This is a genomic window from Streptomyces sp. NPDC042102, assembly GCF_055582305.1.
On record NZ_JBVJDL010000006.1, the window covers coordinates 265,889 to 292,295 of the forward strand.

General features: G+C 71.8%; 28 protein-coding genes. 23 read left to right on the forward strand and 5 right to left on the reverse strand.

Annotated elements, in window-relative coordinates:
* Window positions 1-11: 11 nt before the first annotated feature.
* The 7 genes from ACZ6KO_RS25415 (at window position 12) to ACZ6KO_RS25445 (ending at window position 8,332) form a co-directional block, all read left to right on the forward strand.
* Window positions 12-1,202: an allantoate amidohydrolase gene (locus ACZ6KO_RS25415; protein ID WP_469306363.1), complete on the forward strand. Its 1,191-nt coding sequence runs from the start codon at window positions 12-14 to the stop codon at window positions 1,200-1,202.
* Entirely contained in the window at window positions 1,199-2,542 is a 1,344-nt protein-coding gene (locus ACZ6KO_RS25420; RefSeq protein ID WP_469306364.1) for a formimidoylglutamate deiminase, read from the forward strand. Before ACZ6KO_RS25415 ends, ACZ6KO_RS25420 begins: the two co-directional genes overlap by 4 nt.
* A gap of 406 nt (window positions 2,543-2,948) precedes the next feature.
* Window positions 2,949-4,124, forward strand: a complete 1,176-nt coding sequence (gene hutI, locus ACZ6KO_RS25425) for an imidazolonepropionase (RefSeq protein WP_469306289.1) — start codon at window positions 2,949-2,951, stop codon at window positions 4,122-4,124.
* Window positions 4,125-4,237: 113 nt separating this feature from the next.
* Complete coding sequence (locus tag ACZ6KO_RS25430) at window positions 4,238-4,933, forward strand: LPXTG cell wall anchor domain-containing protein (RefSeq protein WP_469306290.1); 696 nt, start codon at window positions 4,238-4,240, stop codon at window positions 4,931-4,933.
* A gap of 17 nt (window positions 4,934-4,950) precedes the next feature.
* On the forward strand, window positions 4,951-5,943 hold the full coding sequence (locus ACZ6KO_RS25435) for a COG1470 family protein (RefSeq protein WP_469306291.1): 993 nt from the start codon (window positions 4,951-4,953) through the stop codon (window positions 5,941-5,943).
* A complete protein-coding gene (locus ACZ6KO_RS25440) occupies window positions 5,940-7,037 on the forward strand; it encodes a hypothetical protein (RefSeq protein ID WP_469306292.1) in 1,098 nt (365 codons plus the stop codon). Before ACZ6KO_RS25435 ends, ACZ6KO_RS25440 begins: the two co-directional genes overlap by 4 nt.
* Window positions 7,038-7,051: 14 nt before the next feature.
* The gene (locus ACZ6KO_RS25445; protein WP_469306365.1) at window positions 7,052-8,332 is read left to right on the forward strand and encodes a hypothetical protein; all 1,281 of its coding nucleotides are present in this window, start codon (window positions 7,052-7,054) and stop codon (window positions 8,330-8,332) included.
* Between the two features lie 61 nt (window positions 8,333-8,393).
* Here the strand turns inward: ACZ6KO_RS25445 and ACZ6KO_RS25450 are convergent, their stop codons facing one another.
* Window positions 8,394-9,914, reverse strand: coding sequence for a peptide MFS transporter (locus ACZ6KO_RS25450; RefSeq protein WP_469306293.1), 1,521 nt, complete (start codon window positions 9,912-9,914; stop codon window positions 8,394-8,396).
* A gap of 407 nt (window positions 9,915-10,321) precedes the next feature.
* Between ACZ6KO_RS25450 and ACZ6KO_RS25455 the strand changes: the two genes are divergently transcribed.
* Both ACZ6KO_RS25455 and ACZ6KO_RS25460 read left to right on the forward strand, forming a co-directional pair.
* Window positions 10,322-10,999: a response regulator transcription factor gene (locus ACZ6KO_RS25455; RefSeq protein ID WP_389473172.1), complete on the forward strand. Its 678-nt coding sequence runs from the start codon at window positions 10,322-10,324 to the stop codon at window positions 10,997-10,999.
* Between the two features lie 16 nt (window positions 11,000-11,015).
* A complete protein-coding gene (locus tag ACZ6KO_RS25460; protein ID WP_469306294.1) occupies window positions 11,016-12,284 on the forward strand; it encodes an ATP-binding protein in 1,269 nt (422 codons plus the stop codon).
* Window positions 12,285-12,296: 12 nt separating this feature from the next.
* Here ACZ6KO_RS25460 and ACZ6KO_RS25465 read toward each other — a convergent pair whose 3' ends face one another.
* Window positions 12,297-12,830, reverse strand: a complete 534-nt coding sequence (locus ACZ6KO_RS25465) for a GtrA family protein (protein WP_469306295.1) — start codon at window positions 12,828-12,830, stop codon at window positions 12,297-12,299.
* A 235-nt stretch (window positions 12,831-13,065) separates the two neighbouring features.
* Between ACZ6KO_RS25465 and ACZ6KO_RS25470 the strand changes: the two genes are divergently transcribed.
* The 4 genes from ACZ6KO_RS25470 to ACZ6KO_RS25485 all read left to right on the forward strand — a co-directional run bounded on the left by ACZ6KO_RS25470 (window position 13,066) and on the right by ACZ6KO_RS25485 (window position 17,221).
* The gene (locus ACZ6KO_RS25470; protein WP_469306296.1) at window positions 13,066-14,205 is read left to right on the forward strand and encodes a 5-(carboxyamino)imidazole ribonucleotide synthase; all 1,140 of its coding nucleotides are present in this window, start codon (window positions 13,066-13,068) and stop codon (window positions 14,203-14,205) included.
* Window positions 14,202-14,750 (forward strand): 5-(carboxyamino)imidazole ribonucleotide mutase, encoded by a 549-nt coding sequence (gene purE, locus ACZ6KO_RS25475; RefSeq protein ID WP_469306297.1) that lies wholly within the window; start codon window positions 14,202-14,204, stop codon window positions 14,748-14,750. Before ACZ6KO_RS25470 ends, purE begins: the two co-directional genes overlap by 4 nt.
* Window positions 14,747-15,955 carry a dipeptidase gene (locus tag ACZ6KO_RS25480; RefSeq protein ID WP_469306298.1) on the forward strand — a complete coding sequence of 403 codons (1,209 nt, stop codon included), beginning with the start codon at window positions 14,747-14,749 and terminating at the stop codon, window positions 15,953-15,955. Before purE ends, ACZ6KO_RS25480 begins: the two co-directional genes overlap by 4 nt.
* Window positions 15,956-16,195: 240 nt before the next feature.
* Window positions 16,196-17,221, forward strand: coding sequence for a membrane dipeptidase (locus tag ACZ6KO_RS25485; RefSeq protein ID WP_469306299.1), 1,026 nt, complete (start codon window positions 16,196-16,198; stop codon window positions 17,219-17,221).
* A gap of 374 nt (window positions 17,222-17,595) precedes the next feature.
* On the opposite strand, the gene ACZ6KO_RS25490 is transcribed toward ACZ6KO_RS25485, so the two are convergent.
* Window positions 17,596-18,123, reverse strand: coding sequence for an ATP-binding protein (locus ACZ6KO_RS25490; RefSeq protein WP_469306300.1), 528 nt, complete (start codon window positions 18,121-18,123; stop codon window positions 17,596-17,598).
* A 189-nt stretch (window positions 18,124-18,312) separates the two neighbouring features.
* Between ACZ6KO_RS25490 and ACZ6KO_RS25495 the strand changes: the two genes are divergently transcribed.
* Genes ACZ6KO_RS25495 through ACZ6KO_RS25505 form a run of 3 tightly spaced genes read left to right on the forward strand, consistent with a single transcriptional unit; the run spans window position 18,313 to window position 19,564 of the window.
* On the forward strand, window positions 18,313-19,164 hold the full coding sequence (locus ACZ6KO_RS25495; protein WP_469306301.1) for a helix-turn-helix domain-containing protein: 852 nt from the start codon (window positions 18,313-18,315) through the stop codon (window positions 19,162-19,164).
* Between the two features lie 9 nt (window positions 19,165-19,173).
* Window positions 19,174-19,362 carry a hypothetical protein gene (locus ACZ6KO_RS25500; protein WP_469306302.1) on the forward strand — a complete coding sequence of 63 codons (189 nt, stop codon included), beginning with the start codon at window positions 19,174-19,176 and terminating at the stop codon, window positions 19,360-19,362.
* A 10-nt stretch (window positions 19,363-19,372) separates the two neighbouring features.
* Entirely contained in the window at window positions 19,373-19,564 is a 192-nt protein-coding gene (locus tag ACZ6KO_RS25505; RefSeq protein ID WP_469306303.1) for a hypothetical protein, read from the forward strand.
* Window positions 19,565-19,971: 407 nt separating this feature from the next.
* On the opposite strand, the gene ACZ6KO_RS25510 is transcribed toward ACZ6KO_RS25505, so the two are convergent.
* A complete protein-coding gene (locus tag ACZ6KO_RS25510) occupies window positions 19,972-20,280 on the reverse strand; it encodes a putative quinol monooxygenase (protein ID WP_469306304.1) in 309 nt (102 codons plus the stop codon).
* Between the two features lie 105 nt (window positions 20,281-20,385).
* Here ACZ6KO_RS25510 and ACZ6KO_RS25515 point away from each other — a divergent pair, with 105 nt between their 5' ends.
* The 7 genes from ACZ6KO_RS25515 to ACZ6KO_RS25545 all read left to right on the forward strand — a co-directional run bounded on the left by ACZ6KO_RS25515 (window position 20,386) and on the right by ACZ6KO_RS25545 (window position 24,823).
* The gene (locus ACZ6KO_RS25515; protein ID WP_469306305.1) at window positions 20,386-20,703 is read left to right on the forward strand and encodes an ArsR/SmtB family transcription factor; all 318 of its coding nucleotides are present in this window, start codon (window positions 20,386-20,388) and stop codon (window positions 20,701-20,703) included.
* 525 nt (window positions 20,704-21,228) lie between these two features.
* A complete protein-coding gene (locus ACZ6KO_RS25520) occupies window positions 21,229-22,008 on the forward strand; it encodes an SMI1/KNR4 family protein (protein ID WP_469306306.1) in 780 nt (259 codons plus the stop codon).
* Between the two features lie 184 nt (window positions 22,009-22,192).
* Window positions 22,193-22,831 carry a hypothetical protein gene (locus ACZ6KO_RS25525; protein ID WP_469306307.1) on the forward strand — a complete coding sequence of 213 codons (639 nt, stop codon included), beginning with the start codon at window positions 22,193-22,195 and terminating at the stop codon, window positions 22,829-22,831.
* A gap of 22 nt (window positions 22,832-22,853) precedes the next feature.
* On the forward strand, window positions 22,854-23,405 hold the full coding sequence (locus ACZ6KO_RS25530; protein WP_469306308.1) for a DinB family protein: 552 nt from the start codon (window positions 22,854-22,856) through the stop codon (window positions 23,403-23,405).
* 113 nt (window positions 23,406-23,518) lie between these two features.
* Window positions 23,519-24,025, forward strand: a complete 507-nt coding sequence (locus ACZ6KO_RS25535) for a nuclear transport factor 2 family protein (RefSeq protein WP_469306309.1) — start codon at window positions 23,519-23,521, stop codon at window positions 24,023-24,025.
* Between the two features lie 90 nt (window positions 24,026-24,115).
* Window positions 24,116-24,277, forward strand: a complete 162-nt coding sequence (locus ACZ6KO_RS25540; RefSeq protein ID WP_469306310.1) for a hypothetical protein — start codon at window positions 24,116-24,118, stop codon at window positions 24,275-24,277.
* 120 nt (window positions 24,278-24,397) lie between these two features.
* Window positions 24,398-24,823 carry a hypothetical protein gene (locus ACZ6KO_RS25545; protein ID WP_469306311.1) on the forward strand — a complete coding sequence of 142 codons (426 nt, stop codon included), beginning with the start codon at window positions 24,398-24,400 and terminating at the stop codon, window positions 24,821-24,823.
* Window positions 24,824-24,876: 53 nt separating this feature from the next.
* Here the strand turns inward: ACZ6KO_RS25545 and ACZ6KO_RS25550 are convergent, their stop codons facing one another.
* Window positions 24,877-26,217, reverse strand: a complete 1,341-nt coding sequence (locus ACZ6KO_RS25550; protein WP_469306312.1) for a UDP-glucose dehydrogenase family protein — start codon at window positions 26,215-26,217, stop codon at window positions 24,877-24,879.
* Window positions 26,218-26,407 lie beyond the last annotated feature (190 nt).

A 26,407-nucleotide genomic window follows, 5' to 3' on the forward strand; every position in this document is an offset into this window, starting at 1 on the left:
CGTTCCACCAGATGTGGGCCGAGCTCCGGCCGGTCGGCCGCGACAGCGGCACCGGCGGCTACCGCCGCTACGCCTGGACCGGCGCCGACGCCGACTGCCGGGCCTGGTTCCGGGCCCAGGCCGAGGCGCGCGGCCTCGCCTACGAGGTCGACCGCAACGGCAACCAGTGGGCCTGGCTCGGCGACCCCCTCGCCGGGGACGCCGTCGTCACCGGCTCGCACCTGGACTCCGTACCCGACGGCGGCGCCTTCGACGGCCCGCTCGGCGTGGTCTCCTCCTTCGCCGCGCTGGACGAGCTCCGCCGCAGGGGAGCGGAGATCACCCGGCCGCTGGCCATCACCAACTTCGGTGACGAGGAGGGCGCCCGGTTCGGCCTCGCCTGCGTCGGCTCCCGGCTCGCCGCCGGCCAGCTGACCAAGGAGAAGGCCTTCGCGCTGCGCGACGGGGACGGCGTCAGCCTGCCCCAGGCCATGGAGGCCGCCGGGTACGACCCCGAGGCCATCGGGGCCGACCCCGAACGCCTCGCCCGCATCGGCGCCTTCGTCGAACTGCACGTCGAACAGGGCCGGGCCCTGGACCTGACGGGCGACCGGGTCGGCATCGCCTCCGCGATCTGGCCGCACGGCCGCTGGCGCTTCGACTTCCGCGGCGAGGCCAACCACGCCGGCACCACCCGCCTGGTGGACCGCCGCGACCCGATGCTCACGTACGCGGCGACCGTCCTGGCCGCCCGCACCGAGGCCGCCCTGGCCGGCGCCGTCGCGACCTTCGGCAAGATCGCCGTCGAGCCCAACGGGGTCAACGCCATCCCGTCCCTGGTGCGCGGCTGGCTCGACTCCCGCGCCGCCGACCAGGCCACCCTCGACACGGTCGTCACGGCCGTCGAGAAGGCCGCCCAGGAGCACGCCGCCCGGGACGGCGTCGACCTGGCCGTCGTCCGCGAGTCCTTCACCCCGGAGATCGAGTTCGGGCACGCCCTGCGCGACGAGATCAACCGGCTCCTGGGCGGATCCGTGCCGGTCCTGGGCACGGGCGCGGGACACGACGCCGGGATCCTCTCCGCGGCCGTCCCGACCGCGATGCTGTTCGTGCGCAACCCCACCGGCGTCTCGCACTCCCCGGCGGAATCCGCCGAGGAGGACGACTGCGTCGCCGGTGTCCTCGCCCTCGCCGACGTACTGGAAGGCCTCGCGTGCCGCTGACCGCGCCCACGACGTACTGGCTGGAGCACGCCTGGCTCGGCACGAATGTCGAGCCGGGCGTCGCCCTGGAGATCTCCGCCGACGGCCGCATCGCCGCCGTCCGCACCGGCACCGGGGCCCCGCCGCCCGGCGCCGAGGTGCTGCGCGGCCTGACCCTGCCGGGCCTGGCCAACGCCCACAGCCACGCCTTCCACCGGGCCCTGCGCGGCACCGTGCAGGTGGGCTCCGGCACGTTCTGGACCTGGCGCGAGGTCATGTACCGGGTCGCCCAGAACCTCACCCCGGACACCTACCGGGCGCTCGCCCGCGCCGTGTACGCCGAGATGGCGCTGGCCGGCATCACCAACGTGGGCGAGTTCCACTACGTCCACCACGCCCCCGGCGGCACCCCGTACGCCGATCCCAACGCCATGGGCGAGGCCCTGATCGAGGCCGCGGCCGAGGCCGGCATCCGGATCACGCTGCTGGACACGGCGTACCTGTCGAGCGGCTTCGGCAAGGCCCCCGACGCCCACCAGCTGCGCTTCTGCGACGGCACCGCGGACGCCTGGGCCGAGCGCACAGCCGCCCTCAAGCCGCGCGAGCACGCCCTGATCGGCGCCGCGATCCACTCCGTACGCGCCGTTCCGGCCGACCAGCTCGCCACTGTCGCGCGCTGGGCCGAGGAGCGGGGGGCCCCGCTGCACGTGCACCTGTCGGAGCAGACCGCCGAGAACGACGCCTGCCAGGCCGCGCACGGGCGGACCCCGACGCAGCTGCTGGCCGACCACGGGGTGCTCGGCCCGCGCACGACCGGCGTCCACAACACGCACCTGACGGACACCGACATCGCCCTGCTCGGCGGCACCACCACCGGTACCTGCATGTGCCCCACCACGGAACGGGACCTCGCCGACGGCATCGGCCCGGCCACCCGCCTGCAGGCCGCCGGCAGCCCGCTGTCGCTCGGCAGCGACAGCCACGCGGTGATCGACCTGCTGGAGGAGGCGCGCGCGATGGAACTCAACGAGCGGCTGCGCAGCCGTACGCGGGGACACTGGACGGCGAACGCGCTGCTGACGGCGGCGACGGCCGGCGGCCACGCGGCCCTGGGCCGGCCCGACGCCGGCCGCCTGGAGGCGGGCGCGCTCGCCGACTTCACCACGGTCGCCCTGGACTCGGTCCGCACCGCCGGTCCCCTGCCGCGGCTCGGCGCCGAGACGGCGGTCTTCGCGGCGACGGCGGCGGACGTCCGCCACACGGTGGTCGGCGGCCGCCACATCGTCCGCGACGGGACCCACACCCTGGTCCCGGACATCCCGACCGCATTGACCGATGCCATCGCAGCCCTCCGCGGCTGACCGGGCCCCGGGCCCCCCTACGTGCGCTCCGCGCCCGTGCGCTCAAACGCCGCGCGGGCTGGAAATGCCGCTCCGCGGCATCCCAGCCCCGCGGCGGGCAACCTCCCAGCGCCGCTGGGCACCCCATCCAGCCCCCGAGGGGCAACCGTTCGGCGCTGCCGGGCCCCCATTCCAGCCTCGCCGGCGTTTGAGGCGCGGGGGTGCGGGGGCGGAGCCCCCGACGGGGCCCGGGGCCGGGCCCCGAACCCTTAGCCCCACCGGGGGACCGCCCGGCCTCACCGGGCGCCAATCCGGCGCCACCGGGCACCACTCCAGCCCCGCCGGCGTTTGAGGCGCGGGGGTGTGGGGGCGGAGCCCCCGAACGGGCCCGGGGCCGGGCCCCGGAACCAGTAACCGAAGGGACCCCATGACCACCACCGTCATCACCAACATCGGCAGCCTCGTCACCAACGACCCCGCCCTCGGCAACGGCCCCCTCGGCCTCATCCAGGACGCCGCGGTCGTCATCGACGGCGAGACCGTCGCCTGGGTCGGCCCCTCCGCCACGGCGCCCGCCACCGACGCGGCGTTCGATGCGCAGGGCCGCGCCCTGATCCCCGGCTTCGTCGACAGCCACAGCCACCTCCTCTTCGCGGGCGACCGCACCCAGGAGTTCAACGCCCGGATGTCCGGCCGCGCCTACTCCGCCGGCGGCATCCGCACCACCGTCGCCGCCACCCGCGCCGCCACCGACGCCGAGCTGGAGGCGGGCCTCGTCCGCCACCTCGACGAGGCCCGCCGCCAGGGCACCACGACCTTCGAGACCAAGTCCGGCTACGGCCTCACCGTCGAGGACGAGGCCCGCGCCCTGCGCATCGCCGCCGCGCACACCGACGAGGTCACCTACCTCGGCGCGCACATCGTCTCCCCGGACTACGCCGAGGACCCGGCCGGCTACGTCGACCTGGTCACCGGACCGATGCTGGACGCGTGCGCCCCGTACGCCCGCTGGGTGGACGTCTTCTGCGAGAAGGGCGCCTTCGACGGCGACCAGGCCCGCGCGATCCTCACCGCCGGCGCCGCCCGGGGCCTTGTTCCGCGCGTCCACGCCAACCAGCTCACCTACGGCCCCGGCGTGCAGCTCGCCGTCGAGCTGGAGGCCGCCTCCGCCGACCACTGCACCCACCTGACCGACGCCGACGTCGACGCCCTGGCGAGCAGCGGCGGCCGTACGGTGGCCACCCTGCTGCCGGGCGCCGAGTTCTCCACCCGCGCCCAGTGGCCCGACGCCCGCCGGCTGCTGGACGCGGGCGTGACCGTGGCGCTGTCCACCGACTGCAACCCGGGGTCCTCCTACACCAGCTCGATGCCGTTCTGCATCGCCCTCGCCGTCCGCGACATGCACATGACGCCGGACGAGGCCCTGTGGGCCGCGACCGCCGGCGGTGCCCGTGCGCTGCGCCGTACGGATGTCGGCACGGTGACCCCCGGCGCGCGCGCCGACCTGGCGCTGCTCGACGCCCCGAGCCATGTCCACCTCGCCTACCGGCCGGGCGTCCCGCTGGTCTCGGCCGTCTGGCAGCGAGGGGTCCGCGCCCACTGACGCGACGTCAATCCCGGGCTGTCCTTTGTCTTCCCTCCGTAAGGCCCCGGGCGTACCTTGAGCCACCGATCTGATATGCCGTCAGGTAATGGTGGTCCGAGGGGAAGACGAAGGTGTCCAACCGCAAACGCTCCACGGTGCCCGCGCTCGCGCTCGCCACCGCGCTGGCGGCCGGACCGGCGGTGGTGCTGGCCGCCGCTCCCGCCGCCCACGCCGACGTCGTCGACGTCGCGTACGACTGCAAGACCCCGATCGGCGACAAGTCCGCGGTGTCGCCCATCGACATCAAGGCGGTCAAGGAGGGCGACGGCTACCGGCTGACGATGTCCTTCCAGAAGGGCGTCTCGTCCAGCCCCATCGAGCTGGGCAAGGGCGCGATGAACCCCAGCGCGCTGATCGTGGTGGACGGCGCGGAGAAGACGAGCGTGCCGGTCTCCGGACCGCCCAACGCCGAGGCCGCGCCCGCCAACACCCCGATCAAGATCTCCGACCTCTCGGGCACCTACACCCCGAAGAAGAGCGGCAAGGTCACCTTCACCGCCGGTGTCCTCACCATCAAGGCGATGATGACGGAGACCACCTGCACCCCCGGCAACAGCCCCGGTCCGTCCCTGACGCTGGACGTGACAGCCGCCGGCGGTGGTGGCGGTACGCCGCAGGGCGATGACGAGGCCCCCGCCGACACCCTGCCGCAGACCGGCCCCGCCGACTCCGCCCTCGCGCTGGGCACCCTCGGCGCCACCGTGCTCCTGTCCGGCGCCGCCGGGATGCTCTGGCTGACCCGGCGCGGCCGCCGGGCCCGGTCCTGAACGGCCACCCCCCGCCCATGCCCCCCGCACCCCCGCCGCGCACCGCCCTGCGTGTCCTGCTGCTCGCGCTCGCGCTCCTCCTGCCGACCGTCGCTTCCGCCAGGGCCGACGGATCGGCCGCTGGCGCCGGTCCCGGCTGGACGGCCGAGCCCGTCGCCGGCGCCGGTACGCCCGGCGCCGCCCGCCCGTACTTCTACCTGCAAGGCGTGCCCGGCACCGTGCTGGAGGACCGGCTCGCCCTCACCAACCCCACCGACCAGGAGCGCGTGATCACCCTGCGCGGGGCCGACGCCTACAACACGGCGGACGGCGCCTTCGCGGTGCGCCCGCCCCGGGAGTCGAAGGGGGCCGGCCCCTGGATCGGCTTCGGCGCCGCCGGCACCGTACGGATCCCGCCCCGCACGCGCGCGGTGGTCCCCTTCACGGTCACCGTGCCGCCCACCGCCGCGCCCGGCGACCACCCGGTCGCGGTCGTCGCCGCCGAGGGCGGCCACGAGGCGGGGGTACGGGTCCACCTGCGGGTCAGCGGCCCGCAGGTCGCCGCGCTCACGGTCGAGGACGTCCGGGTCCGCGGCCGGGGCGCGGCGGCCGTCATCACGTACGCCCTGGTCAACCGGGGGAACGTGGCGCTGGCCCCACAGCTGACGGTCGACGCGCGGGGCCTGTTCGGCGACGTGCCCGGCCGGACCTCGCGCGCGGTGCCGGTGGAGCTGCTGCCGGGTCAGCGGGTCGAGCTGACCGAGCCCTGGCCCGGGGCGCCGGTCCTGGACCGGGTCGCGCTGACCCTGACGGTCGCGGCCCCCGGCGGGGCGCGGGCGCGGGCCGCCGCGTCGGCGTGGTTCCTGCCGTGGGGCGTGGCGGGCTGGACGGGCGCCGGCCTGCTCGCCCTGGGCGGCTTCGCGTACGCCGCCCACCTCCTCGTCCGCGGCCGCCGTTCCCGCCCCCCGGCGGAACCGGAGCCGCGGCAGCCATCCGCACCGGAGCACGAGTTGACGGGAGCCGCCAGGTGATCGGCAAGGTCAGGACCGCGTCGGCCCCCGCGCCCACCCCCACCGCGGCCGCCCGGCGGCCGGCCCCGTGGCGGCCGTGGCGCGTGGGGCGAGCCGCCGTCGTCGCCGCGTGCCTGGTCGCGCTGGCACTTGTGGGCGCCCCGCAGGGCGCCCGGGCCGCGGCCGTCGCCAAGCCGGCCGTGTCGTTGTCCCTCCAGGAGGCCGCCAAGGGGACCGGGCTGACCGTCACCGGTACCGGCTGGCCCGCCGGGACCATGGTGATGCTGCTGCTCTGCGGGCAGAACATGATCGGCGGCACCAACAGCTGCGCCAACGCCGACGGGGTGGCCGTCTCCGTCGACGCCGGCGGGGCCTTCGCCGCCCAGCTGCCCGTCGTCGCCCCGCCCAGGCCGTGCCCCTGCGTGGTCAACGTGACCTCGGTCAACGGCGACCAGTCCACCGTCGCCACCCCGTTCAAGATCACCGACCACGAGGTCGCCGAGCTGCCCGCCGAGTCCGGCACCGCCCGCCTGGCGCTGCTCACCGGCGTCGAGCTCCAGGGCGACGACGGCGTCCTGACCTGGTTCGGCGCCCCGCCGTCCCGGAAGTTCGTCGTCACGGTCGGCAACCTCGGCTCCGCCCCCGTCAAGGACCCCGTCTTCCAGCTCGGCACCGCCCACGGCGTCTTCGCCCCGCTGTGGGAGGAGGCCCCGTGGAAGGGCACCATCCAGCCCGGCCAGAAGGCGCGCGTCGAGCTCGACGTGGCGCTGACCGCCGGCGCGTACGGCGACTACACGGTCTCCCTCAAGTACGGCGAGAAGGTCCTGGCCGCCCAGCCCTGGGGCGTCGACCGCCCGTACGGCGTCCTGCTGTTCTGGGTGCTGCTGGGCATCGTCGTCCCGGCCGCCCTCTTCCGGATCGGCATGGCCGTCGTCGACAAGGTCCGCCCCCGCACCGCACCCGCCGCCGGGCAGGAGGGGACCGCGCCGTCCCCGCCCGGCGCCCCCCAGACCACCACGGCGGTCCTGCCGTGGTTCACCCCGGACAGCGCACCGGGATCAGCACAGCCGTCCGCACCGGCACAGGACCATCCGACAACGAAGGGACATTCGTGAGCATCCAACGGAGGATGAGCGCGGCCGGGGTCGCGTTGATGCTCGGCGGAGCGGGAATCCTGCTGGCAGCGGCACCCGCCCAGGCCGCCGAGGTGTCGTACAAGGTGGAGTGCATTCCGCCGGCCGGCGGCGGTGGCCCGGTCCAGGGCACCACCACCGTCTCGATCACCGCGCCCGCCACCGCCAAGGTGGGCGACGAGGTCGAGGTGGTCTGGAAGACGACCAAGCCGGCCTCGAACAACACCGACCTGATGGACCTGCCCAAGGACACGGTCAAGCCCATCGGCTACGTGAAGCTGGGCGGCGCCCAGAGCGGGGAGGCCAAGCTGGAGGGCGAGCGCAAGAACCCGCCCATCCCGAAGAAGGCCCCCATGGTCATGTCCGACATGAAGGGCAAGATCAAGCTGACCAAGGCCGGCGACGTCACGATCACGCCGGGCAAGTACGACGTCGACTTCAGCGGCTTCGTCACCAAGTGCTCGCCCAAGGAGGACGCCGGGGTCGGCGCGACGATCAAGGTCACCGACGGCGGCTCCACCGGCGGTACGACGTCCGGCGGCACGACCACCACCGGCGGCACCACGACCGGCGGGACCTCGACCGGTGGCACCACCACCGGCGGCTCGACCTCGACCGGTGGCGCCACCAGCGGCGGTGGCGGCGGTCAGACCGACTTCCCGGGCAAGCCCGTCGAGGTCAGCTTCGACTGCGGCGCGGTGGTCCCCGGCGGCATCAAGACCCCGGTGACGATCAACGCCAAGAAGAACGGCGGCGGCTACGACCTCACGGTCAAGACCGCCAAGGGCGCCATGGCCAGCCCCATGGCCCTGCCGGCGGGCGCGCTCAAGCCGTCCATGAACGTCAAGCTCGGCGGTGCCGACAGCGGAACCGTCAAGGTCACCGGCCCCGCCAACGCCGAGGCCATCCCGCAGGGCGCCCCGGTGAGCCTGAGCGACATGACGGGCACCTACAAGCCCGGCAAGAGCGGCAAGGTCACGCTCAGCCCGGACCAGCTGACGATCGACGTCACGATGGCCCCGGGCAGCGCGCCGATCAACGTGCCCTGCAAGGCCACCGGCAGCGGCGTCTCGCTGGAGCTGGACACCGCCGCCCAGCCGGGCGGCTCCGGCTCCCAGAGCGACGGCGGCACCGCCACCACCGGCGGCCTCGCGGACACCGGTGCCGAGGACGAGGGCGGCCTGCGGGCGCTCGCCCTGGTCGCCGGCACCGTGATCCTGCTCGGCGGCGCGGTCTTCACGTTCACCCCGTGGCGCCGCCTGCGCGGCACCCGCTGAACACGCGGACGGCCCGGCACACCTCACAGGTGTGCCGGGCCGTCCGACGGAGCGGGACGCGTCAGTTCATGTCGCCCATCAGCGCGTTGACCTTCTTGCGGTACATGAAGATCGCGACACCGGCGAGGACGGCGGCGAACGCCTGGAAGAGGATCACGCCGACGCCGTTCAGCTGGACCTCGGCCAGACCGAGCAGACCGGTGATGCAGTCACCGGCGGTGACGGCCAGGAACCAGACGCCCATCATCTGGGAGCCGTACTTCTGCGGCGCCATCTTCGTGGTGACCGACAGGCCGACCGGGGAGAGGCACAGCTCGGCGAGCGTGTGCATCAGGAAGATGAGCACGAGCCACCACATGGTGACCTTGGTGTCGTTGCCGGCGGTCTGGCTCAGCGGCAGCGCGAAGACGAAGAACGAGGCGCCGACGATGACCAGGGCGGCCGAGAACTTCACGATGGTGCTGGGCTCGCGGTTGCGGCGCGCCAGGGCCACCCACACGGCGGCGAAGACCGGGGCCAGGGCCACCACGAAGAGCGGGTTCAGCGACTGGAAGATCGTGGTCGGGACCTCCCAGCCGAACAGGCTGCGCTCGGAGTTCTTGTCACCGAACAGCGAGAGCGTCGAACCACCCTGGTCGTAGATCATCCAGAAGACGGCGGCGGCCACGAAGAACCAGATGTAGGCGCTCATCCGGGTCTGCTCGACGGACGTCAGGTCCTTGTCCCGCTTGATACGGGCGAGGACGGCGACCGGAATGACCAGACCGGCGATGGTGATCGGGTACAGCGCCCACTTGATGGTGAACATGTCGGCCGCGACCACGGCGCCGTAGAAGACGGCGATGACGGCGACGGCGGCGAGGGCCTTGACGATCACGGCCTTGCGCTCGGCCGCGGTCAGCGGGTTCGGGACGACGCTGCTCTTCGGGCTCAGGGTGCGGCCGGCGAGCAGGAAGATCAGCAGGCCGACGCCCATGCCGACGGCGGCGAGCGCGAAGCCGAGGTGCCAGTTCACGAGCTCGCCGACCATGCCGATGCCGATCGGGGCGAGGAGGGCACCCACGTTGATGCCGATGTAGAAGATCGTGAAGCCGCTGTCACGGCGCGAGTCGTCCACACCGTCGTAGAGGTGGCCGACCATCGTGGAGATGTTGGCCTTCAGCAGACCGGATCCCACCGCGACCAGCAGCAGACCGACGAAGAACGCGAGCTGGCCGGGCACGGCGAGCGCCACGTGGCCCGCCATGATCACGAAGCTGGCGATGGCGACCGTCTTGCGGGCGCCCCAGACACGGTCACCGAACCAGCCGCCGGGCATGGCCATCAGGTAGACCATGGCCACGTACACGGAGTAGATCGCCGTGGCCGTCGCCGCGGTGAAGCCGAGGCCCCCGCCCTGGCTGCCGGTCGCGGCGTCGACGCCACCGGAGACCAAGTACAGAACGAGCAGCGCACGCATGCCGTAGTAGGAGAAGCGCTCCCACATCTCGGTCATGAACAGCGTGGCCAGGCCGATGGGGTGGCCGAGGAAGGTCTTCTCGTGAGCTGCGCTCGGCGAGGCCTGGGTCAGGCTGGAAGCCATGTCGATCCTTGCTTGCTCGGGACGCCGCCGCTTCGTGAGCTGGTCCGCGCCCGGTGAGAGGTGGCCGGCACCGGGCAGCGGATCACCGCCGTCCGGGATCCACACCCGCGGCACGCTTCGTCGCGCGCCAAGGCCCGGCCCACAGGTCTTTCACTTTCACGTTTTGCGCAGCAAAACGAGATCTTTACGCGTATTTACGCAGAAAGATCCCCGGATTACTGCATCGAACGTCTCGCCACCATACGACACGACACTGCGGCATATGAAAGGACTTGAGAGATGGATCACAAGGTGAACGTGGAACCGCGTGGGCATATTCAAAGGCCGTCAAGAGGCCATAAGTCCAGATCGTCAGGGCTGTGCGACCTCACCCCTGCCGCGAGCCACGTCGGACTACCATCACCCACATGACGCGTGTACTGCTCGCCGAGGACGACGCATCCATCTCGGAACCCCTGGCCCGCGCCCTGCGCCGGGAGGGGTACGAGGTCGAGGTCCGCGAGGACGGCCCCACCGCGCTGGACGCGGGACTGCAGGGCGGCGTCGATCTTGTCGTCCTGGACCTCGGCCTGCCCGGCATGGACGGCCTGGAGGTCGCCCGCCGGCTGCGCGCCGAGGGCCACGGCTTCCCGATCCTGGTGCTCACCGCCCGCGCCGACGAGGTGGACACCGTCGTCGGGCTGGACGCCGGCGCCGACGACTACGTGACCAAGCCCTTCCGCCTCGCCGAGCTGCTCGCCCGGGTCCGGGCCCTGCTCCGGCGCGGCGCCGCCGAGCCCGTCCAGCCGCCCGCCACCCACGGGGTGCGCATCGACGTCGAGTCGCACCGCGCGTGGATGGGGGAGGAGGAGCTCCAGCTCACGGCGAAGGAGTTCGACCTGCTGCGGGTCCTGGTCCGCGACGCCGGCCGGGTCGTCACCCGCGACCAGCTGATGCGCGAGGTCTGGGACACCACCTGGTGGTCCTCCACCAAGACCCTCGACATGCACATCTCCTGGCTGCGCAAGAAGCTCGGCGACGACGCGGCGAACCCCCGCTACATCGCCACCGTCCGCGGTGTCGGCTTCCGCTTCGAGAAGAGCTGAGAGCACCAGCCCAGCCATGCGCCGCCGCCTGATCAACTCCACGCTCGCCGTGGTGCTCGTCGTGATCGCCGTCTTCGGCGTCTCCCTGGTCATCGTGGAGACCCGGACGATCACCAGCAGCGCCCAGGACCGGATCGAGTCCGAGGCCCTGCGCCTGCTGGGCATGGTCGAGGCCAACGTCCTGGAGCGGGAGCCGGTGGACGCCGAGGCGCTCGCCGAGCAGCTGGACGCCGGCCGCCACGCCCGCATCCAGGTCCCCGGGCAGGCGCCCGTCGAGATCGGCGCCCCGGTCGGCGACGGCGTCCTGCGGGGCACCGCCCGCGGCGAGCACGGCGAGAGCGTCACGGTGGAGGAGTCCCGCTCCACCGTCACCAAGGAGGTCGGCCGCACCCTGGCCGTGGTCGGTGCGGTCGCGCTGCTGGCCGTCGTCGCGGCCGTGCTGCTCGCCGTACGCCAGGCCAACCGGCTGGCGTCCCCGCTGACCGACCTCGCCGAGACCGCCGAGCGGCTGGGCTCCGGCGACCCGCGGCCGCGGCACAAGCGGTACGGGGTCCCCGAGCTCGACCGCGTGGCCGACGTACTGGACTCCAGCGCCGAGCGGATCGGGCGGATGCTGACCGCCGAGCGACGGCTGGCCGCGGACGCCTCCCACCAGCTGCGCACGCCCCTGACGGCGCTGTCGATGCGGCTGGAGGAGATCACCGTCACGGACGACCTGGAGACCGTACGGGAGGAGGCGACGATCGCCCTGACCCAGGTGGAGCGGCTCACGGACGTGGTCCAGCGGCTGCTGACGAACTCCCGGGACCCCCGGACGGGGTCCGCGGTCCCCTTCGACCTCGACGAGGTCGTCAAGCAGCAGGTGGAGGAGTGGCGCCCGGCCTACCGCAGCGCCGGGCGGGCGATCGTGCGCTCCGGCAAGCACGGGATGCGCGCGGTGGGCACCCCCGGCGCGGTCTCGCAGGTGCTGGCCACCCTGATCGAGAACTCGCTCATGCACGGGGGCGGCACGGTCGCCCTGCGGACGCGCGTCACCGGCAACCAGGCGGTCATCGAGGTCACCGACGAGGGGCCGGGCGTCCCGGCCGACCTCGGCAACCGGATCTTCGAGCGGGCCATCAGCGGCCGCAACTCCACGGGCATCGGCCTGGCCGTCGCCCGGGACCTCGCGGAGGCGGACGGTGGGCGGCTGGAGCTGCTCCAGGCGCAGCCGCCGGTCTTCGCGCTGTTCCTCAGCCGTACGGCGCCGGAGGCGCCGCAGGACGCGTCGCGGCCGGTGCGGTAGCGGACCGGCCCGCTAGCGGACCGGTTCGGCCGTACGGGTGACGGGGGCGGGGTCCGGTTCGGGTTCGGGTTCGGGCTCCGGTTCGGGCTCGAGCTCCGGTTCGGGTGCCGGCAGGGTGCGGAAGACCCACGTGCGGTACGACCAGAAGCGGAAGACGGTGGCGACACCGATGCCCAGGAACTTGAACACGTTGTTCTGCAGCGGGCCGTCCCAGCCGAACCCGTAGGTCGCCGCGTAGAGCACCCCGCTCTCGATGACCATCCCGACCAGGCTGAACAGCACGAACAGGGTCAGCTCACGGCTGCGCCCGCGACGGTCGCGGTCACGGTAGGTGAAGTAGCGGAACCCTATGTAGTTCGTGACGATGGCCACGGCGATGGCTATCGCACTCGCGCGTACGACCGCCAGGTCGGTGGTGTGGCGCAGCAGGTTGAAGACGCCGAAGTTGACCACCACGCCCAGACCGCCGACGGCGCCGAACTTGAGGACCTCCCGCGCGACGGGGCGGAGGCGCTCGACCAGCGTCGCTGCTCTCGGCGTACTCACGTGATGGCCAGTCCCTTTCGGTCGGCGGTCGTCGGTCGTGCGGGTCCGTGTGGGGTGGTGTCGGGCGCCGTGGGCGCCGACCGGACCATGCTAAGTGTCCGCCCGATGGAACGTGTGTGCCTTGTGACACTCGTGCGGCCCACGGTCCACGGATGGTGAGCACCCGGCCGGCCGTCCCGGCGGGCCGCCCCGGGCCTGGTCCGGATGGCCGAATACCGGCGGATACCCTGGTGGAGTGACGTTCCCGGTAGTCGGCATGGTCGGCGGCGGACAGCTCGCCCGCATGACCCACGAGGCGGGCATCCCCCTCGGCATCAGATTCAAGATCCTCAGTGACACCCCACAGGACTCGGCGGCCCAGGTCGTGAGCGATGTCGTCATCGGCGACTATCGCGATCTGGAGACGTTGCGCGCCTTCGCGCGCGGCTGCGACGTGATCACCTTCGATCACGAGCACGTACCCACCGAACACCTCCGGGCCCTGGAAGCGGACGGCATCCCCGTCCGCCCGGGGCCCGACGCGTTGGTGCACGCCCAGGACAAGGGGGTGATGCGCGCCAGACTCGACGAGATCGGCGCACCCAGCCCCCGCCACCGGATCGTGAGCGATCCGGACGACGTGGCGGCGTTCGCGGCGGAGGTGGGCGGCTTCCCCGTCATCCTCAAGACCGTGCGCGGCGGCTACGACGGCAAGGGCGTGTGGTTCGTGCGGACGGCCGACGACGCGGAGGCGCCCTTCAAGGCGGGTGTCCCCGTGCTCGCCGAGGAGAAGGTGGACTACGTCCGCGAGCTCGCGGCGAACATCGTCCGCTCCCCGCACGGCCAGGCCGTGGCGTACCCGGTCGTGGAGTCCATCCAGGTCGACGGCGTCTGCGACACCGTCATCGCGCCCGCGCCGAACCTCTCCGAGGAGCTGGCGGGCGAGGCCCAGGCGCTGGCCCTGCGCATCGCCAAGGAACTCGGCGTGACGGGCCACCTGGCCGTCGAGCTGTTCGAGACCACCGACGGCCGCATCCTGGTCAACGAGCTCGCCATGCGCCCGCACAACTCGGGCCACTGGACCCAGGACGGCGCGGTCACCTCGCAGTTCGCCAACCACGTCCGGGCCGTCCTGGACCTGCCGCTGGGCGACCCGCGCCCTCGGGCCCGCTGGACGGTCATGGCCAACGTGCTGGGCGGGGACTACCCCGACATGTACGCGGCGTACCTGCACTGCATGGCGCACGACCCGCAGGTGAAGATCCACATGTACGGCAAGGACGTGAAACACGGCCGCAAGGTCGGCCACGTCAACACCTACGGCGATGACCTGGACGATGTGCTGGAGCGCGCACGTCACGCTGCCGGCTACCTCAGAGGAACGATCACCGAATGAGCACCTCCCTCCCCACCTCCACCACCGGTACCGGGGGCTCCCCCCAGGCTCCCGTCGTCGGCATCGTCATGGGCTCGGACTCGGACTGGCCGGTCATGGAGGCCGCGGCCCAGGCCCTGGACGAGTTCGAGATCCCCTACGAGGTCGACGTCGTCTCCGCGCACCGGATGCCGCGCGAGATGATCGCGTACGGCGAGGCGGCCGCGGACCGCGGCCTGAAGGCGGTCATCGCCGGCGCGGGCGGCGCCGCCCACCTGCCCGGCATGCTCGCCTCGGTCACCCCGCTGCCGGTCATCGGCGTCCCGGTCCCGCTGCGGTACCTCGACGGCATGGACTCGCTGCTGTCGATCGTCCAGATGCCGGCCGGGGTGCCGGTGGCCACGGTCTCGGTCGGCGGCGCGCGCAACGCCGGGCTGCTGGCGGCGCGGATCCTGGCGACGCAGGACGCGGACCTGATGGCCCGGATGGTGGAGTTCCAGCAGGAGCTCAACGACCAGGCCACGGAGAAGGGCAAGCGGCTGCGGACGAAGGTGGCCCAGGGATGACGGCTTCCGTGAGCGGTGCGGACGCGGCCGGCGAGCGGCTCGACGAGGCCCGGGCGCTGCTCGCGGAGCACCCGGTCGTCGACGGGCACAACGACCTGCCGTGGGCGCTGCGCAAGCAGGTCCGCTACGACCTGGAGCAGCGCGACATCGCGGCCGACCAGTCGGCGTTCCTGCACACCGACATCCCCCGGATGCGGGCGGGCGGCGTCGGCGCGCAGTTCTGGTCCGTGTACGTCACCGCGGAACTCGCGGGCGACGACGCGGTCAGCGCCACGCTGGAGCAGGTGGACGCGGTCGCCCAGCTGATCGACCGTTACCCCGGCGACCTCGTACGGGCGCTGACGGCCGACGACATGGAGGCCGCCCGGGCCTCCGGCCGGATCGCCTCCCTGATGGGCGCCGAGGGCGGCCACTCCATCAACAACTCCCTCGCCACCCTGCGCGCCCTGCACACGCTGGGCGTGCGGTACCTGACGCTCACCCACAACTTCAACGTGGACTGGGCGGACTCGGCGACGGACGAGCCGCGGCACGGGGGTCTGACGGACTTCGGCCGCGAGGTCGTACGCGAGATGAACCGCATCGGCATGCTCGTCGACCTCTCGCACGTGGCGGCGACGACGATGCGGGACGCGCTGGACGTGTCCGAGGCGCCGGTGATCTTCTCGCACTCGTCGGCGCTGGCGATCTGCGACCACCCGCGCAACATCCCCGACGACGTGCTGGGACGGCTGCAGGCCAACGGCGGCGTGGCGATGGCGACGTTCGTGCCGAAGTTCATCCTCCAGGAAGCGGTGGAGTGGACGCAGGCGGCGGACGAGAACCTGCGCGCGCACGGCCTGCACCACCTGGACACCGGGCCGGAGGCGATGGCCCTGCACCGTGCCTTCGAGGCGGGCCGGCCGCGGCCGGTGGCGACGGCGGCCACGGTGGCGGACCACCTGGACCACATGCGCGAGGTCGCGGGCGTGGACCACATCGGCATCGGCGGCGACTACGACGGCACGGCCTTCACGCCGGCCGGTCTGGACGACGTGGCGGGCTACCCGAACCTGGTCGCGGAGCTGCTCGGGCGCGGCTGGTCGCGCGCGGACCTGGCCAAGCTGACGTGGTCGAACGCGGTCCGGGTGCTGCGGGACGCGGAGGCGGTCGCGGCGCGGCTGTCGGAGGAGCGCGGGCCGTCGAACGCGGTGCTGGCGCCGTAAGAGCTGTGAGGGCGGGTCCGGACCGAGGGTTCGGACGGCGGGTCCGGACCGAGGGTTCGGACGGCGGAGGGGCGGCCCGGACGGGCCGCCCCTCTTCGTTGCGCGAAGCGGCGTCCGTGGCGTCCGCCACCCGAATGCCACACCCGCCGAGAACCCCAGCGCCCCGCATGGCACCGTGGCAACAGCTTTCCGCTTTCTCGTTTCCCTGCTGCATCTGCCGCCGAGACCGGAGCGAATGTCATGGCTGACCTGCAGGATGAATCCGAGGCCGGCCTCCCCGCCGTGGGAGTGCCCGAAGTTTCCGGCCCCGTCGTGGCCGGCGCCCTGGAGCGGGCCGCCGCGCTGCTGGCCGAGCATCCCGTCGCGGACGGGTGCAACACCCTTGCCTGGACGCTGCGTCAGATGCCGTACCACGACACGGACACCGACCTTCCGCGGTTGCGGGCGGGTGCCGTGGGCGCACAGTTCTGGTCGCTGCTGACGTCGTCCGTCGGCGACCGGGTGGTGGCCGACACCCTGGAACAGATCGACCTCGCGCACCAGATGATCGGGCGCTACCCCGACGAGATGCGGCTGGCGCTGAACGCCGACGACATGGCGGACGCGCGCAACCGTGGGCGTATCGCGTCGTTCCTGGGGCCCGTGAACGGGTCGTGTCTGACCGACGCGCTCGGTACGCTGCGCGCCTTCCACACGCTGGGGGTACGCAGTCTCGCCCCGGCCGGTGCGGCCTGGGCGCAGGAGGGGCTGACGGCCTTCGGGCACGAGGTGATCCGGGAGATGAACCGGCTGGCGATGCTGGTCGACCTCACCGCGTGCCGGCCGGAGGTGGCGTGTCAGATCGCCGGTGCGTCGCGGGCGCCCGTGGTGATCTCGCACACGGCTGCGGCGGCGCTGACCCCGCATCCGGCGAATGTTCCGGACGAGGTTCTTGTTGCCCTGCGGGCGGCCAACGGGCTGGTGATGGTGACGTTCGCCGCCGACCAGACCGGTGACTCGCTGCATGCGGTCGCCGATCACCTGGACCATGTCCGTTCGGTGGCGGGTCCCCACTGTGTGGGGCTGGGCGCGGCCTTCGGGGCCGACTCGGGCAACGGGCATCCGGCGGGTCTGACCGATCCTTCGGGCTACCCCCGTCTGATCGCGGAACTCATGGAGCGCGGCTGGCCGGAGGCGGACCTGGCGCTGCTGGTGTGGGACAACGCCCAGCGGGTGCTGCGTGACGCGGAGTTCACGTCGAGAGCGGCGCACCACCGCAAGGCGTGACGCCGCCGCACGTACCGCTACTCGCCCGGCCCAACGAGGTCGGGCGGGTGGCGGTGTGTCCGGGTGGGCGTGGACGTACGTCCCCGCTGGCCGGGGGTGCGTGGACGGCGGTGTCTGCCCGCCAGTCCATTGTCCGAGCGGGCCGGCGGCCGGCGTCAAGGGCGCTCCCTCCGGTCGCGTCGCTTCGCGATTCCGCTGCGCTCCACCCTTGACTCCGTCCGCCGTCCCGCCAGCCAACAGCCTGTCGGGCAGGCACCGAAGGGGTGGCAGGGGGAGGGGTCCAGCGGCACCGGGGCAGCCGTGTCGGCCCTCGTCCGGGCAGGCTCGCCACCACCGGCCCGGGTCCCGGAGGCGGCTCCCTCGGTCGGGGCGCCTCAGATCGCTACGCGCTCCGGCCGTCCGGCGGCCTGCGGGCCGGCGGGGCCGGCGGGGCTGGAGGGGCCGGCAGGGCTGGCGGGGAGCCTGGCCCAGCTCCGGGTGCCGCCACCGGGTTCCCGGGCGGGGCCGAAGCCCCAGTCGCCCCGGCAGTCCTTGACGAGTGCGGCGAGGACGCGGAGGCGCGAGCGGCGGCGGGCCTCGCAGAGTGAGGCGAGGCGGGGCTGGGTGTGGGGTGCGTGGGAGTCGTAGACGATCACGCGGAGGGAGTCGTCGCGGTAGCGGAGGCTGAGGTAAAGGTCCTCGCCGGGGCTGTGGTGCCAGCCGGCTGCCATCAGCTCGGCCGTGACCTGTTGCGTTACGGGGATGAGCGGGGCCAGGTGGTGGGTGCGGAGCACGGTCCGGACCGCGTCACGGGCTACGCCCGCGCTGTACGGCTGGCCGGGGAGGGTCAGGCTGTAGCTGAGTGTGTACGGGGAGGGCGGGGTGTGGGAGGTGGGCGGGGTTCCGCAGACCGTGAGGGACATCGCTGACTCCTTGCGGTGGGGGAGGCGTGGCCTGTCGGCACGTTCGGGCATGGGGGTGCCGATGCGCTTCAACTCCGTTGGGTGAAGGCTGTGTCACTAACGGTAGGACAGATGGTGGTGTGTACGCCACAGGAGTGGTGGTAATTCCATCACCTTGGATCCGGGGGCGGGTCACGGCAGACTGCATGCATGCCACCGAGGACCGCCCCGACGTACCGTCAAGTCAGGTTGGGCGCCGAGCTGCGCCGCATCCGCACCGCCGCAGGTATGACGACGGATGCCGCTGCCGGCCTGCTGGGGCTCGATCGCGGCAAGATCTCGAACATCGAGTCCGGCGTACGGACGCTCAGCGCTGACCGGCTGCGCACGCTGGCGAGCAACTGCTGCTGTACGGACGCCGCTTACGTCGATGCACTTGTCGAGATGGCGCAGACGCGGTCGCGGGGATGGTGGGACGAATATCGGGGCCGGCTCCCGGCAGGCATGCTCGACATCGCCGAACTGGAATGGCACGCCAAGTTCCTGTACACCGCGCAGACCGTTCACATTCCGGGCCTGTTGCAGACCGAGGACTATGCCCGAGCGATCTTCGATGCGGTGCTGCCGGAATTGCCCCGCCTGGAAGTCGAATTGCGTGTCGCACTTCGACGGGAGCGGCAGCAGGTCCTGCATGCGGGCCATGCGACGGGATACGTCGGATTCGTGCACGAGGCAGCACTGCGCATGCAGTTCGGCGGGAGGGCGGCGGCACGGCGTCAGCTCGTCCACCTGAACGAGCAGTCCGAACAGGAGCACATCACGCTGCGGGTGCTGCCCTTCGAGCTCGGGAGCTTTCCCGGCGCCGGCCACGCGCTGCTGTACGCGGCGGGACCGGTGCGGCTCCTGGATACGGTGCAGCTCGACTCTGCGCACGGCCCCGGCTTCATACATGCCGAGAGCCAGCTGGCCAAGTATTGGAGCCACTTGGAGTGGCTGCGCAAGGAAGCCTTGTCACCGGAAGCATCCCGTGACGTCATCCAGGCCGTCATCAACGACCTCTGAGGAGCACTCGTGGACATCACGTGGGAAGACGCCTTCTGCGGCGAGGGCAACAACTGCTACCGCTTCGGGACCGATGAGCTGGGCAACAGCTATATCACCGTCGCCGGGCAGGAGGACGTCTACCTCAGCGACAGTGGGGACGCGCTTCGCGCGCTGATCCGCGACATCAAGGCCGGGAAGGCCGACCACTTGTTGTGAGGGGCAACCGATGGCAGACATCACCTGGGAAGACGCCTTCTGCGGCGAAGGCGCGAGCTGCTACCGCGTCGGGATGGACGCAGACGGCAACAGCTACATCGCCGTCGCCGGGCAGGAGGACGTCTACCTCAGCGACAGTGGGGATGCGCTCCGCGCGCTGATCCGGGACATCAAGGCCGGGAAGGCCGATCACCTGCTCTGAGCTGGGTGTTTAACCTCGGCCGTTTACCCGGCCCGCTGATCTTGGTTCGTTCCCGGGACAGCAGGGCGGCCGTTCTTCACGCTTCGAGGTGTCGAGCAACGTCGCGTGAAGGAACGGCCGCTGGTGAAGAGTTGCGCTGCTGAACAGTCCGCTGACGCCGCGCCTCTGCACCCGGGCGGATGCGCTCTTCGAGCTGACCGACGCGGTGCTGTGCTCGGACGGCCCGGTGACGTCGTTGGTCGAGTTGACGCTCACGGCCGAGCACCGGCGCGGACACGGGGCTCCAAGCCCGGCCCCGGACGCCCGCACTGTGGGAAGCCGAGGGGCGCGTGAGATCGCTACGCGCTCCTCTTTTCTCGGCGGCCGGCGGCCGGCGGCCGTCCAGGGCTGATGGCCGCGCTGAACGGCTAGTGGCCGTGGGGGCTGCGCATGTCCACGAAGCGGATCTCCAGATCGGTGGCCAGGTAGTCCATCCGACGCTCCCAGAAGTCCCGCAGGTGCGGGAGTGCCAGGTGGGCGTCCAGGTCGGACTGGCTGCGCCACACCTCGTAGAACACGAAGACGCCGGGCTCCTCGCGGTCCTCGTGGAAGTGGTACTCCAGGCAGCCCGGCTCCTGACGGGTGGGCTCGACGAAGGAGAGCAGCAGCCCCATGAGTTCTTGGGCGCGTTCGGGCTTGGGGCGGGCGACGCCAATGAGTGTGACGAGCTGGTCCATCGGGTTTCTCCCCCACAGATAGGTACGACTGGATTCGTACCTGCCGGACGCTAACAGTCGCCGGAGGTAAGATCCAATCCATACCTAAGGGAGGAGGTCGCCACCATGCCCGATGACGAGGGTCATCCGACCGTCGAGGAGATCGAGCTCGGCAAGGTGTTGTCCGCGCTCTCCGACCCCCTGCGTCGCCGAGTGGTGCGCGAGCTGGCCGTTGCCCCCGAAGGCACTGCGCGCACGTGCGCCTCTTTCTCGCTGCCGGTCTCCAAGGCGACGGTGACCCATCACTTCCGCACCCTGAGAGAGGCCGGCCTGATCCACCAGGTCGACCGGGGCAATAGCCGGATGGCGGGCCTGCGTCGAGCCGACATCGAGACCAGATTCCCCGGGCTCCTCGCCATCCTGACGGCCGAGCCGACCGCCTGACCGCTCCCTGAGCTGCTCTGATCAGCATGTGGTGCAGGTATCAGCCCCAGACGATCGCCGGACGCCGAGAAAAGAGGACTCTTCACCAGCGGCCGTTCCTTCACGCGACGTTGCTCGACACCTCGAAGCGTGAAGAACGGCCGCCCTGCTGTCCCGGGAACGAACCAAGATCAGCGGGCCGGGTGAACGGCCGAGGTTGGACACCCAGCTCAGAGGCCGTGCGGGTCGCCGACCGGGCCGCAGACGCTGCACACCACGGCGTACTTGCGGCGGGCTTCATCGCTCCGGGGAGCGTCTGACGCTCACCGTCTGCTTGAGGAAGAACAATGCGGACTCCTTCTGCCGAACCAAGGGTGGCGGAGTCGCCTGACGTGACGTCGGCAGGTGGGTGACCGCGCGGGGTCGCGAGGGTGCCGACTCCCCGGGTACCGGGCTCGGCATGCCGCATCGGGAGAGGAACTGCCCGACCTCGGACCCTTGTCAGTGGGGTGCGCTTTCCTGTTCCCCATGGAGTTCACTCACTCGATGCTCGACGACCTGCTGGACCGGATCCCCGGTCCGAGCGGGGTTCTGTATATCTCGCAGGACGTCGACCCGCACGCGCTGGTCGAGAAGCTGGCTTCCCGTCACGGGGAACCACGGGCCCTGGTCCTGGAGGGCGTCATGGCCATGGGCGTGAGCGAGGTTCATGGCACACATCTCCTCGACCTCCTCGAAGACCGTGCCGAGACGGTGGTGGCCTGGGCTTATGGGGGAGTGTGGCTCGGCGCGGGTACTGCACTGGATGCGCAGGGCGACATCGTGCCGGTGCTGGCGGTCACCCCGCGGCAGATCCAAGTGCTGCCCGCGGGGATCGCCGGCCAGGACGAAGACTGGGTCGAGCGGCTCATCGGCATCACCGGCTGGATCCTGCCGCCCCAGCGACCGGACATCGACTGGGCGCAGGTCGAGGCGCGCATGGGCACGCGTCTTCCCCGCGACTACAAGCGCATGGTGGAGACGTTCGGGGAGGGCGCCTTCGACGCGTACCTCTGTCTGAACCAGGAACCGTGGACCAACTGGAAGGAGGACGGCCTGCTCGTCTGGGCAGGCACCGAGCACGAGAATCTGTACTGCTGGCAGATTGACGACGGAGACCCTGACCACTGGCCCGTCACCATACGGACGTTCGACGGCGAGAACGTCCCCTTCGCCTGTTCAACCGCAGAGTTCGTCTGCCGCATCCTCCTTGAGAAGGACCACCCCTTCACCATGGCCCACTACTTCGACACCCACTGGTTCATGACCTATCGCAGGAACGCATGAAGCCTCCCGGCCACGCCACTCAACTCCGCTCTACTACCCAGCGCCTTCCCTACGATCTGTCGCCGCGCGGCGCGGTCATGTACTCCTCGAGCGGCGGGGCCCGTGGTGGTCGCGCAGCGGGGGACCTCTACAGTGCGGGGCGGATCGCCTGATCCGCTCGATTCCGGGGGCTCCTCATATGTTCATGCGCCGTGTCTCTGTTCCGTTGGCCTCCTGTCTGCTGCTCGCCGGCTGTACGGGCGGTCCGGCCGACGACCGCGCTCCGGTCGGGAAGCCCTCCGGAACGGCGGCTGCCGTTCCGGACACCGCCCGGTTGCGGGAGATGGTGCGGCAGCCGGGCGGGGCCGGCGAGGTTCGGGACGTGCACCCGGCGGAGCTGCGGCCCGTCGGTGAGGGGGAAACCCCGTGTGCCACCATGTGGGCCCTGCTCGGCCAACGGGGTGCCCAGGCCGCGATCACCCAGGCCCTCCCCTCGGACGAGCCCGGGCAGCCGCAGATGACCTTCCTGGCGGCCCATGCGGATGCGGAGGCGACCTTCGCGCGGCTGCGCTCGGCCCTCGCGGCCTGCCCCACGGACAGCTCCGACGGCAACACGGCGACCGTGCGGTACGAGGAGCTCGACGGGGCGGGGTTCCCCGAGGACACGATCCGGATCCGGATCACCGTTCACAGCGCGCCCGCCGAGATCCTCGACCGCATCGTGGCCCGGGTCGGTGCGTGCATCGTCGACATGGTGGGGACGGGGAGGGAGCCGTACCCCCGCCTTGCCGAGCAGCCTGTTCTGCGGCAGATCGAGCGGCTCAAGGCCGGGCAGGGGCTCTGACCCTTCGCTACGGTCGGGTCGTATGACTGCGATGACATTCGATCCGTGGCCGGAGCCTCCGCTCGCCGGTACCGAGGCGGCGGCGATCCTCGGGGCTCTCGAACGCCAACGGGCCACGCTGGCCTGGAAGTGCTCCGGCCTGGACGCCGCCGGCATGCGGGCCACGCTCGGCACGTCCGAGGTCACTCTGGGCGGCCTCCTCAAGCACCTGGCGCATGTGGAGGACAGCCACTTCGCCCGGCTGTGGCTCGCCGTTCCCGTCGGCGCGCCCTGGGACGCCGTCGACTGGGAGAGCACTCCCGACTGGGACTACCGCTCCGCCGCCGAGGACACCCCCGGGCAACTGCTCGCCCTCTGGCAGGAGTCGGTCGCCCGCTCCCGCGCCATCGTCGGCAAGGCGCTCGGCGAGGGCGGACTGGAGCAGCTGGGTGCGTACACCGCGCGCAGCGGCGAACGCCCCAACCTCCGTCGCATCCTCCTCGACCTCGTCGAGGAGTACGCCCGCCACGCGGGCCACGCCGATCTCATCCGCGAATCCGTCGACGGCCTCACGGGCGAGGACCCGCCGAGGTAGATCCGGCGGTGGACGGGCGTGGACAGCGCTGGACAGGTGGCGGGGGTGGGAAGTGGACAGGGTCCGGCGTGAGTGTGGGGTCGTACGCCGATCCGCTCGATGAAGGAGTCCCCATGACGCTTCGACCCCGCCGCGCCCTGACCCTGCTGGTCGCCGTTGCCGCCCTCGGCGCCGGGACCGTGACCAGTGCCCAAGCCGCCGGGCGGCCCGCGCCGCCGCGGATCGTCGCCGACTGGGCGCGCGCCTGGAACGGTGCCGATGCCGGGGCGCTGGGTGCGCTGTTCACGGTTGACGGTACGTACATCGACGAGGCCGTCGGCGCCACCTTCCGGGGGCGGGAGGAGATCTCCGGGTGGAAGGCCCGTGCCGACCGGCTCATCGACAACGTGCACGTCAGCGTGCGCAGTGCCCGCCGTGACGGTGACCGGATCACCGTGCGGACCGTGTACTCCGGGCACCTGAAGGGCGCGCCCAAGGGCTTCGCCGTGCCGATGACCACCCAGCTCGACATCGAACGCGGGCGGTGTGGGCGGATCGTGTCCGATCGCGATCACTACAGCCTCGCGGACGTGCTCACGCAGTCCGGCCTGCCCGCCGACTGGACGCCTCCGGCCGCTTAAGACCAGTCCGGGGCGACGGGAACCTGGCCGGCTGCGAATGGCTCTACCAGAGCGAGCAGTGCCTACAGCGTAAACCAAGGAGTGTAACTCATGTCCATCTTCGGCAAGTTACGTGCATCTGCCCTACTCGCCGCCGCATTGACCGGTGTTTTCCTGTCCACCGCCGGCCCGGCCCACGCCGAGACGGTGTCTGGTGCCACAGCCGCAAGTGACCGTCTCGTGGTCGCGTGCGGTTGCGAGCGCAGCTGGTGAACCTGCCTGACCTTCGATCGGCCGGTTGCGGAGCCAGCCGGACGTGAAGGGCTCGGAGTCGGCCCAGCCGGTGATTGCCTCGCCTGGCGGCAGCTGCGCCGGACGACATGAGGAGCGGTGATGACGTACCACCGGGGCCTGGTCTTCATCAACGAGGGCATCTTCGGGATCTTCGACGACGGAGAGGTACCCATCGAGAGCGCGGACTGGTCCGGGAGCTTGATCGCCCCCATGTCGGCAGGGGCCATCGTGCGCACCGGTATCAACACCGGCAACGTGCAGGTGGAGGTGCGCACAGGTGGCTCGCCGGACTCGTCGGGGGAGTGGGAGGAGGCGGCGACGGTGCTGGTCTGGTCGCCCACCGGCAACCTGCGGATCGAGTCGGTCGTCAGCGGGCCACGGCTGGATCTTCAGGTTCTGTCGACGTCTGGGCCAGGGTGGTACGAGCTGGAAGTTGCCGCCCGCGGCCGTGGGCGGGACCCGGACGCTGCTGTCCTCGAATCCGCTGAGGCGTACCGGGTGTCCCTTCGACGGCATCGAGCCTGAGTCCGGGCTGCCACCAGCTGTCGGGACGGCTGGTGGCAGCGGATGTCCGGCGGTCAGGCCTTCGGGCGGCCCATTGCGCGGTACGTCCAGCCCGCCGCGCGCCAGGCGTCGGGGTCGAGGGCGTTGCGGCCGTCCAGGATCAGGCGGTCCGCGACTGCCTTGCCCAGCGTGGCCGGGTCCAGCTCACGGAACTCGCGCCATTCCGTCAGGTGCAGGACCACGTCCGCGCCCTCGACCGCCTCCGTCGCCGACTCGGCGTACGTCAGGGTGGGGAAGACGCGGCGGGCGTTGGCCATGCCCTTGGGGTCGTAGACGGTCACCTGGCCGCCCTGGAGGTGGATCTGGCCGGCGACGTTGAGCGCCGGGGAGTCGCGCACGTCGTCCGAGTCGGGCTTGAACGTGGCGCCGAGGACGGCGACGCGCTTGCCGAGGAAGGAGCCGCCGACGGCTTCGCGGGCCAGCTCGACCATGTGGCCGCGGCGCCGCATGTTGATCGAGTCGACCTCGCGCAGGAAGGTGAGGGCCTGGTCCGCGCCCAGCTCGCCCGCGCGGGCCATGAAGGCCCGGATGTCCTTGGGCAGGCAGCCGCCGCCGAAGCCGATCCCGGCCCGCAGGAACTTCGCGCCGATGCGCTCGTCGTAGCCGATGGCCTCCGCGAGCTTGACCACGTCGCCGCCCGCGGCCTCGCACACCTCGGCCATGGCGTTGATGAAGGAGATCTTGGTGGCGAGGAAGGAGTTCGCGGCGGTCTTGACCAGCTCGGCGGTCGGGAAGTCGGTCACGACGAGGGGGGAGCCCCCGGCCATCGGGGTCGCGTACACCTCGCGCAGCAGCTTCTCGGCGCGCTCGCCGCGTACGCCGATCACGATCCGGTCGGGGTGCAGGGTGTCCTGGACGGCGAAGCCCTCGCGCAGGAACTCGGGGTTCCAGGCCAGCTCCACCTCCGGGCCCGCCGGGGCGGCCGCGGCCAGGCGCTCGGCCAGCCGGTCCGCCGAGCCCACCGGGACGGTGGACTTGCCGACCACCAGGGCCGGGCGGGTCAGGTGCGGGGCGAGCGAGTCGATCGCCGAGTCGACGTAGCTCATGTCGCAGGCGTACTCGCCGTGCTTCTGCGGCGTGTTCACGCAGACGAAGTGGACGTCGCCGAAGGCGCCGACCTCCTCCCACGACGTGGTGAAGCGCAGCCGGCCCGTGGAGCCCGGCAGGCCCGCGACGTGCGCGGCCAGGAGGTCCTCCAGGCCCGGCTCGTACATCGGGACGCGGCCCGCGGCCAGCATCTCGATCTTTTCCGGGACGATGTCCAGGCCGAGCACCTCGAAGCCCAGCTCGGCCATGGCGGCGGCGTGGGTGGCGCCGAGATAGCCGGTGCCGATCACGGTGATCTTGAGGGCCATGGGTGCTCCAAACGTGCGGCGGGCCGTTGTGCGGCCACCGAGCATAGTCGCGCCCGGGTGGGGGGACGTTCCCAGATGTACCGGTACGGGTTCCTCACGGGTGCGCGACCTGTCGTGCAGGTCACGTATCCCTGCCGGGGGCCTGACACTAAGCTTTGGGTTACTTAACGGTAGTTAGCGTCACCCTGGG

Excerpts from the sequence above, each read along its gene's own strand:
- ACZ6KO_RS25415 (WP_469306363.1), top strand. The coding sequence starts at position 12 with ATGTGGGCCGAGCTCCGGCCGGTCGGCCGCGACAGCGGCACCGGCGGC.
- hutI (WP_469306289.1), top strand. The coding sequence starts at position 2,949 with ATGACCACCACCGTCATCACCAACATCGGCAGCCTCGTCACCAACGAC.
- ACZ6KO_RS25435 (WP_469306291.1), top strand. The coding sequence starts at position 4,951 with ATGCCCCCCGCACCCCCGCCGCGCACCGCCCTGCGTGTCCTGCTGCTC.
- ACZ6KO_RS25445 (WP_469306365.1), top strand. The coding sequence starts at position 7,052 with ATGAGCGCGGCCGGGGTCGCGTTGATGCTCGGCGGAGCGGGAATCCTG.
- ACZ6KO_RS25450 (WP_469306293.1), bottom strand. The coding sequence starts at position 9,914 with ATGGCTTCCAGCCTGACCCAGGCCTCGCCGAGCGCAGCTCACGAGAAG.
- ACZ6KO_RS25455 (WP_389473172.1), top strand. The coding sequence starts at position 10,322 with ATGACGCGTGTACTGCTCGCCGAGGACGACGCATCCATCTCGGAACCC.
- ACZ6KO_RS25460 (WP_469306294.1), top strand. The coding sequence starts at position 11,016 with ATGCGCCGCCGCCTGATCAACTCCACGCTCGCCGTGGTGCTCGTCGTG.
- purE (WP_469306297.1), top strand. The coding sequence starts at position 14,202 with ATGAGCACCTCCCTCCCCACCTCCACCACCGGTACCGGGGGCTCCCCC.
- ACZ6KO_RS25480 (WP_469306298.1), top strand. The coding sequence starts at position 14,747 with ATGACGGCTTCCGTGAGCGGTGCGGACGCGGCCGGCGAGCGGCTCGAC.
- ACZ6KO_RS25485 (WP_469306299.1), top strand. The coding sequence starts at position 16,196 with ATGGCTGACCTGCAGGATGAATCCGAGGCCGGCCTCCCCGCCGTGGGA.
- ACZ6KO_RS25490 (WP_469306300.1), bottom strand. The coding sequence starts at position 18,123 with ATGTCCCTCACGGTCTGCGGAACCCCGCCCACCTCCCACACCCCGCCC.
- ACZ6KO_RS25495 (WP_469306301.1), top strand. The coding sequence starts at position 18,313 with ATGCCACCGAGGACCGCCCCGACGTACCGTCAAGTCAGGTTGGGCGCC.
- ACZ6KO_RS25505 (WP_469306303.1), top strand. The coding sequence starts at position 19,373 with ATGGCAGACATCACCTGGGAAGACGCCTTCTGCGGCGAAGGCGCGAGC.
- ACZ6KO_RS25510 (WP_469306304.1), bottom strand. The coding sequence starts at position 20,280 with ATGGACCAGCTCGTCACACTCATTGGCGTCGCCCGCCCCAAGCCCGAA.
- ACZ6KO_RS25515 (WP_469306305.1), top strand. The coding sequence starts at position 20,386 with ATGCCCGATGACGAGGGTCATCCGACCGTCGAGGAGATCGAGCTCGGC.
- ACZ6KO_RS25520 (WP_469306306.1), top strand. The coding sequence starts at position 21,229 with ATGCTCGACGACCTGCTGGACCGGATCCCCGGTCCGAGCGGGGTTCTG.
- ACZ6KO_RS25525 (WP_469306307.1), top strand. The coding sequence starts at position 22,193 with ATGCGCCGTGTCTCTGTTCCGTTGGCCTCCTGTCTGCTGCTCGCCGGC.
- ACZ6KO_RS25530 (WP_469306308.1), top strand. The coding sequence starts at position 22,854 with ATGACTGCGATGACATTCGATCCGTGGCCGGAGCCTCCGCTCGCCGGT.
- ACZ6KO_RS25535 (WP_469306309.1), top strand. The coding sequence starts at position 23,519 with ATGACGCTTCGACCCCGCCGCGCCCTGACCCTGCTGGTCGCCGTTGCC.
- ACZ6KO_RS25540 (WP_469306310.1), top strand. The coding sequence starts at position 24,116 with ATGTCCATCTTCGGCAAGTTACGTGCATCTGCCCTACTCGCCGCCGCA.
- ACZ6KO_RS25545 (WP_469306311.1), top strand. The coding sequence starts at position 24,398 with ATGACGTACCACCGGGGCCTGGTCTTCATCAACGAGGGCATCTTCGGG.
- ACZ6KO_RS25550 (WP_469306312.1), bottom strand. The coding sequence starts at position 26,217 with ATGGCCCTCAAGATCACCGTGATCGGCACCGGCTATCTCGGCGCCACC.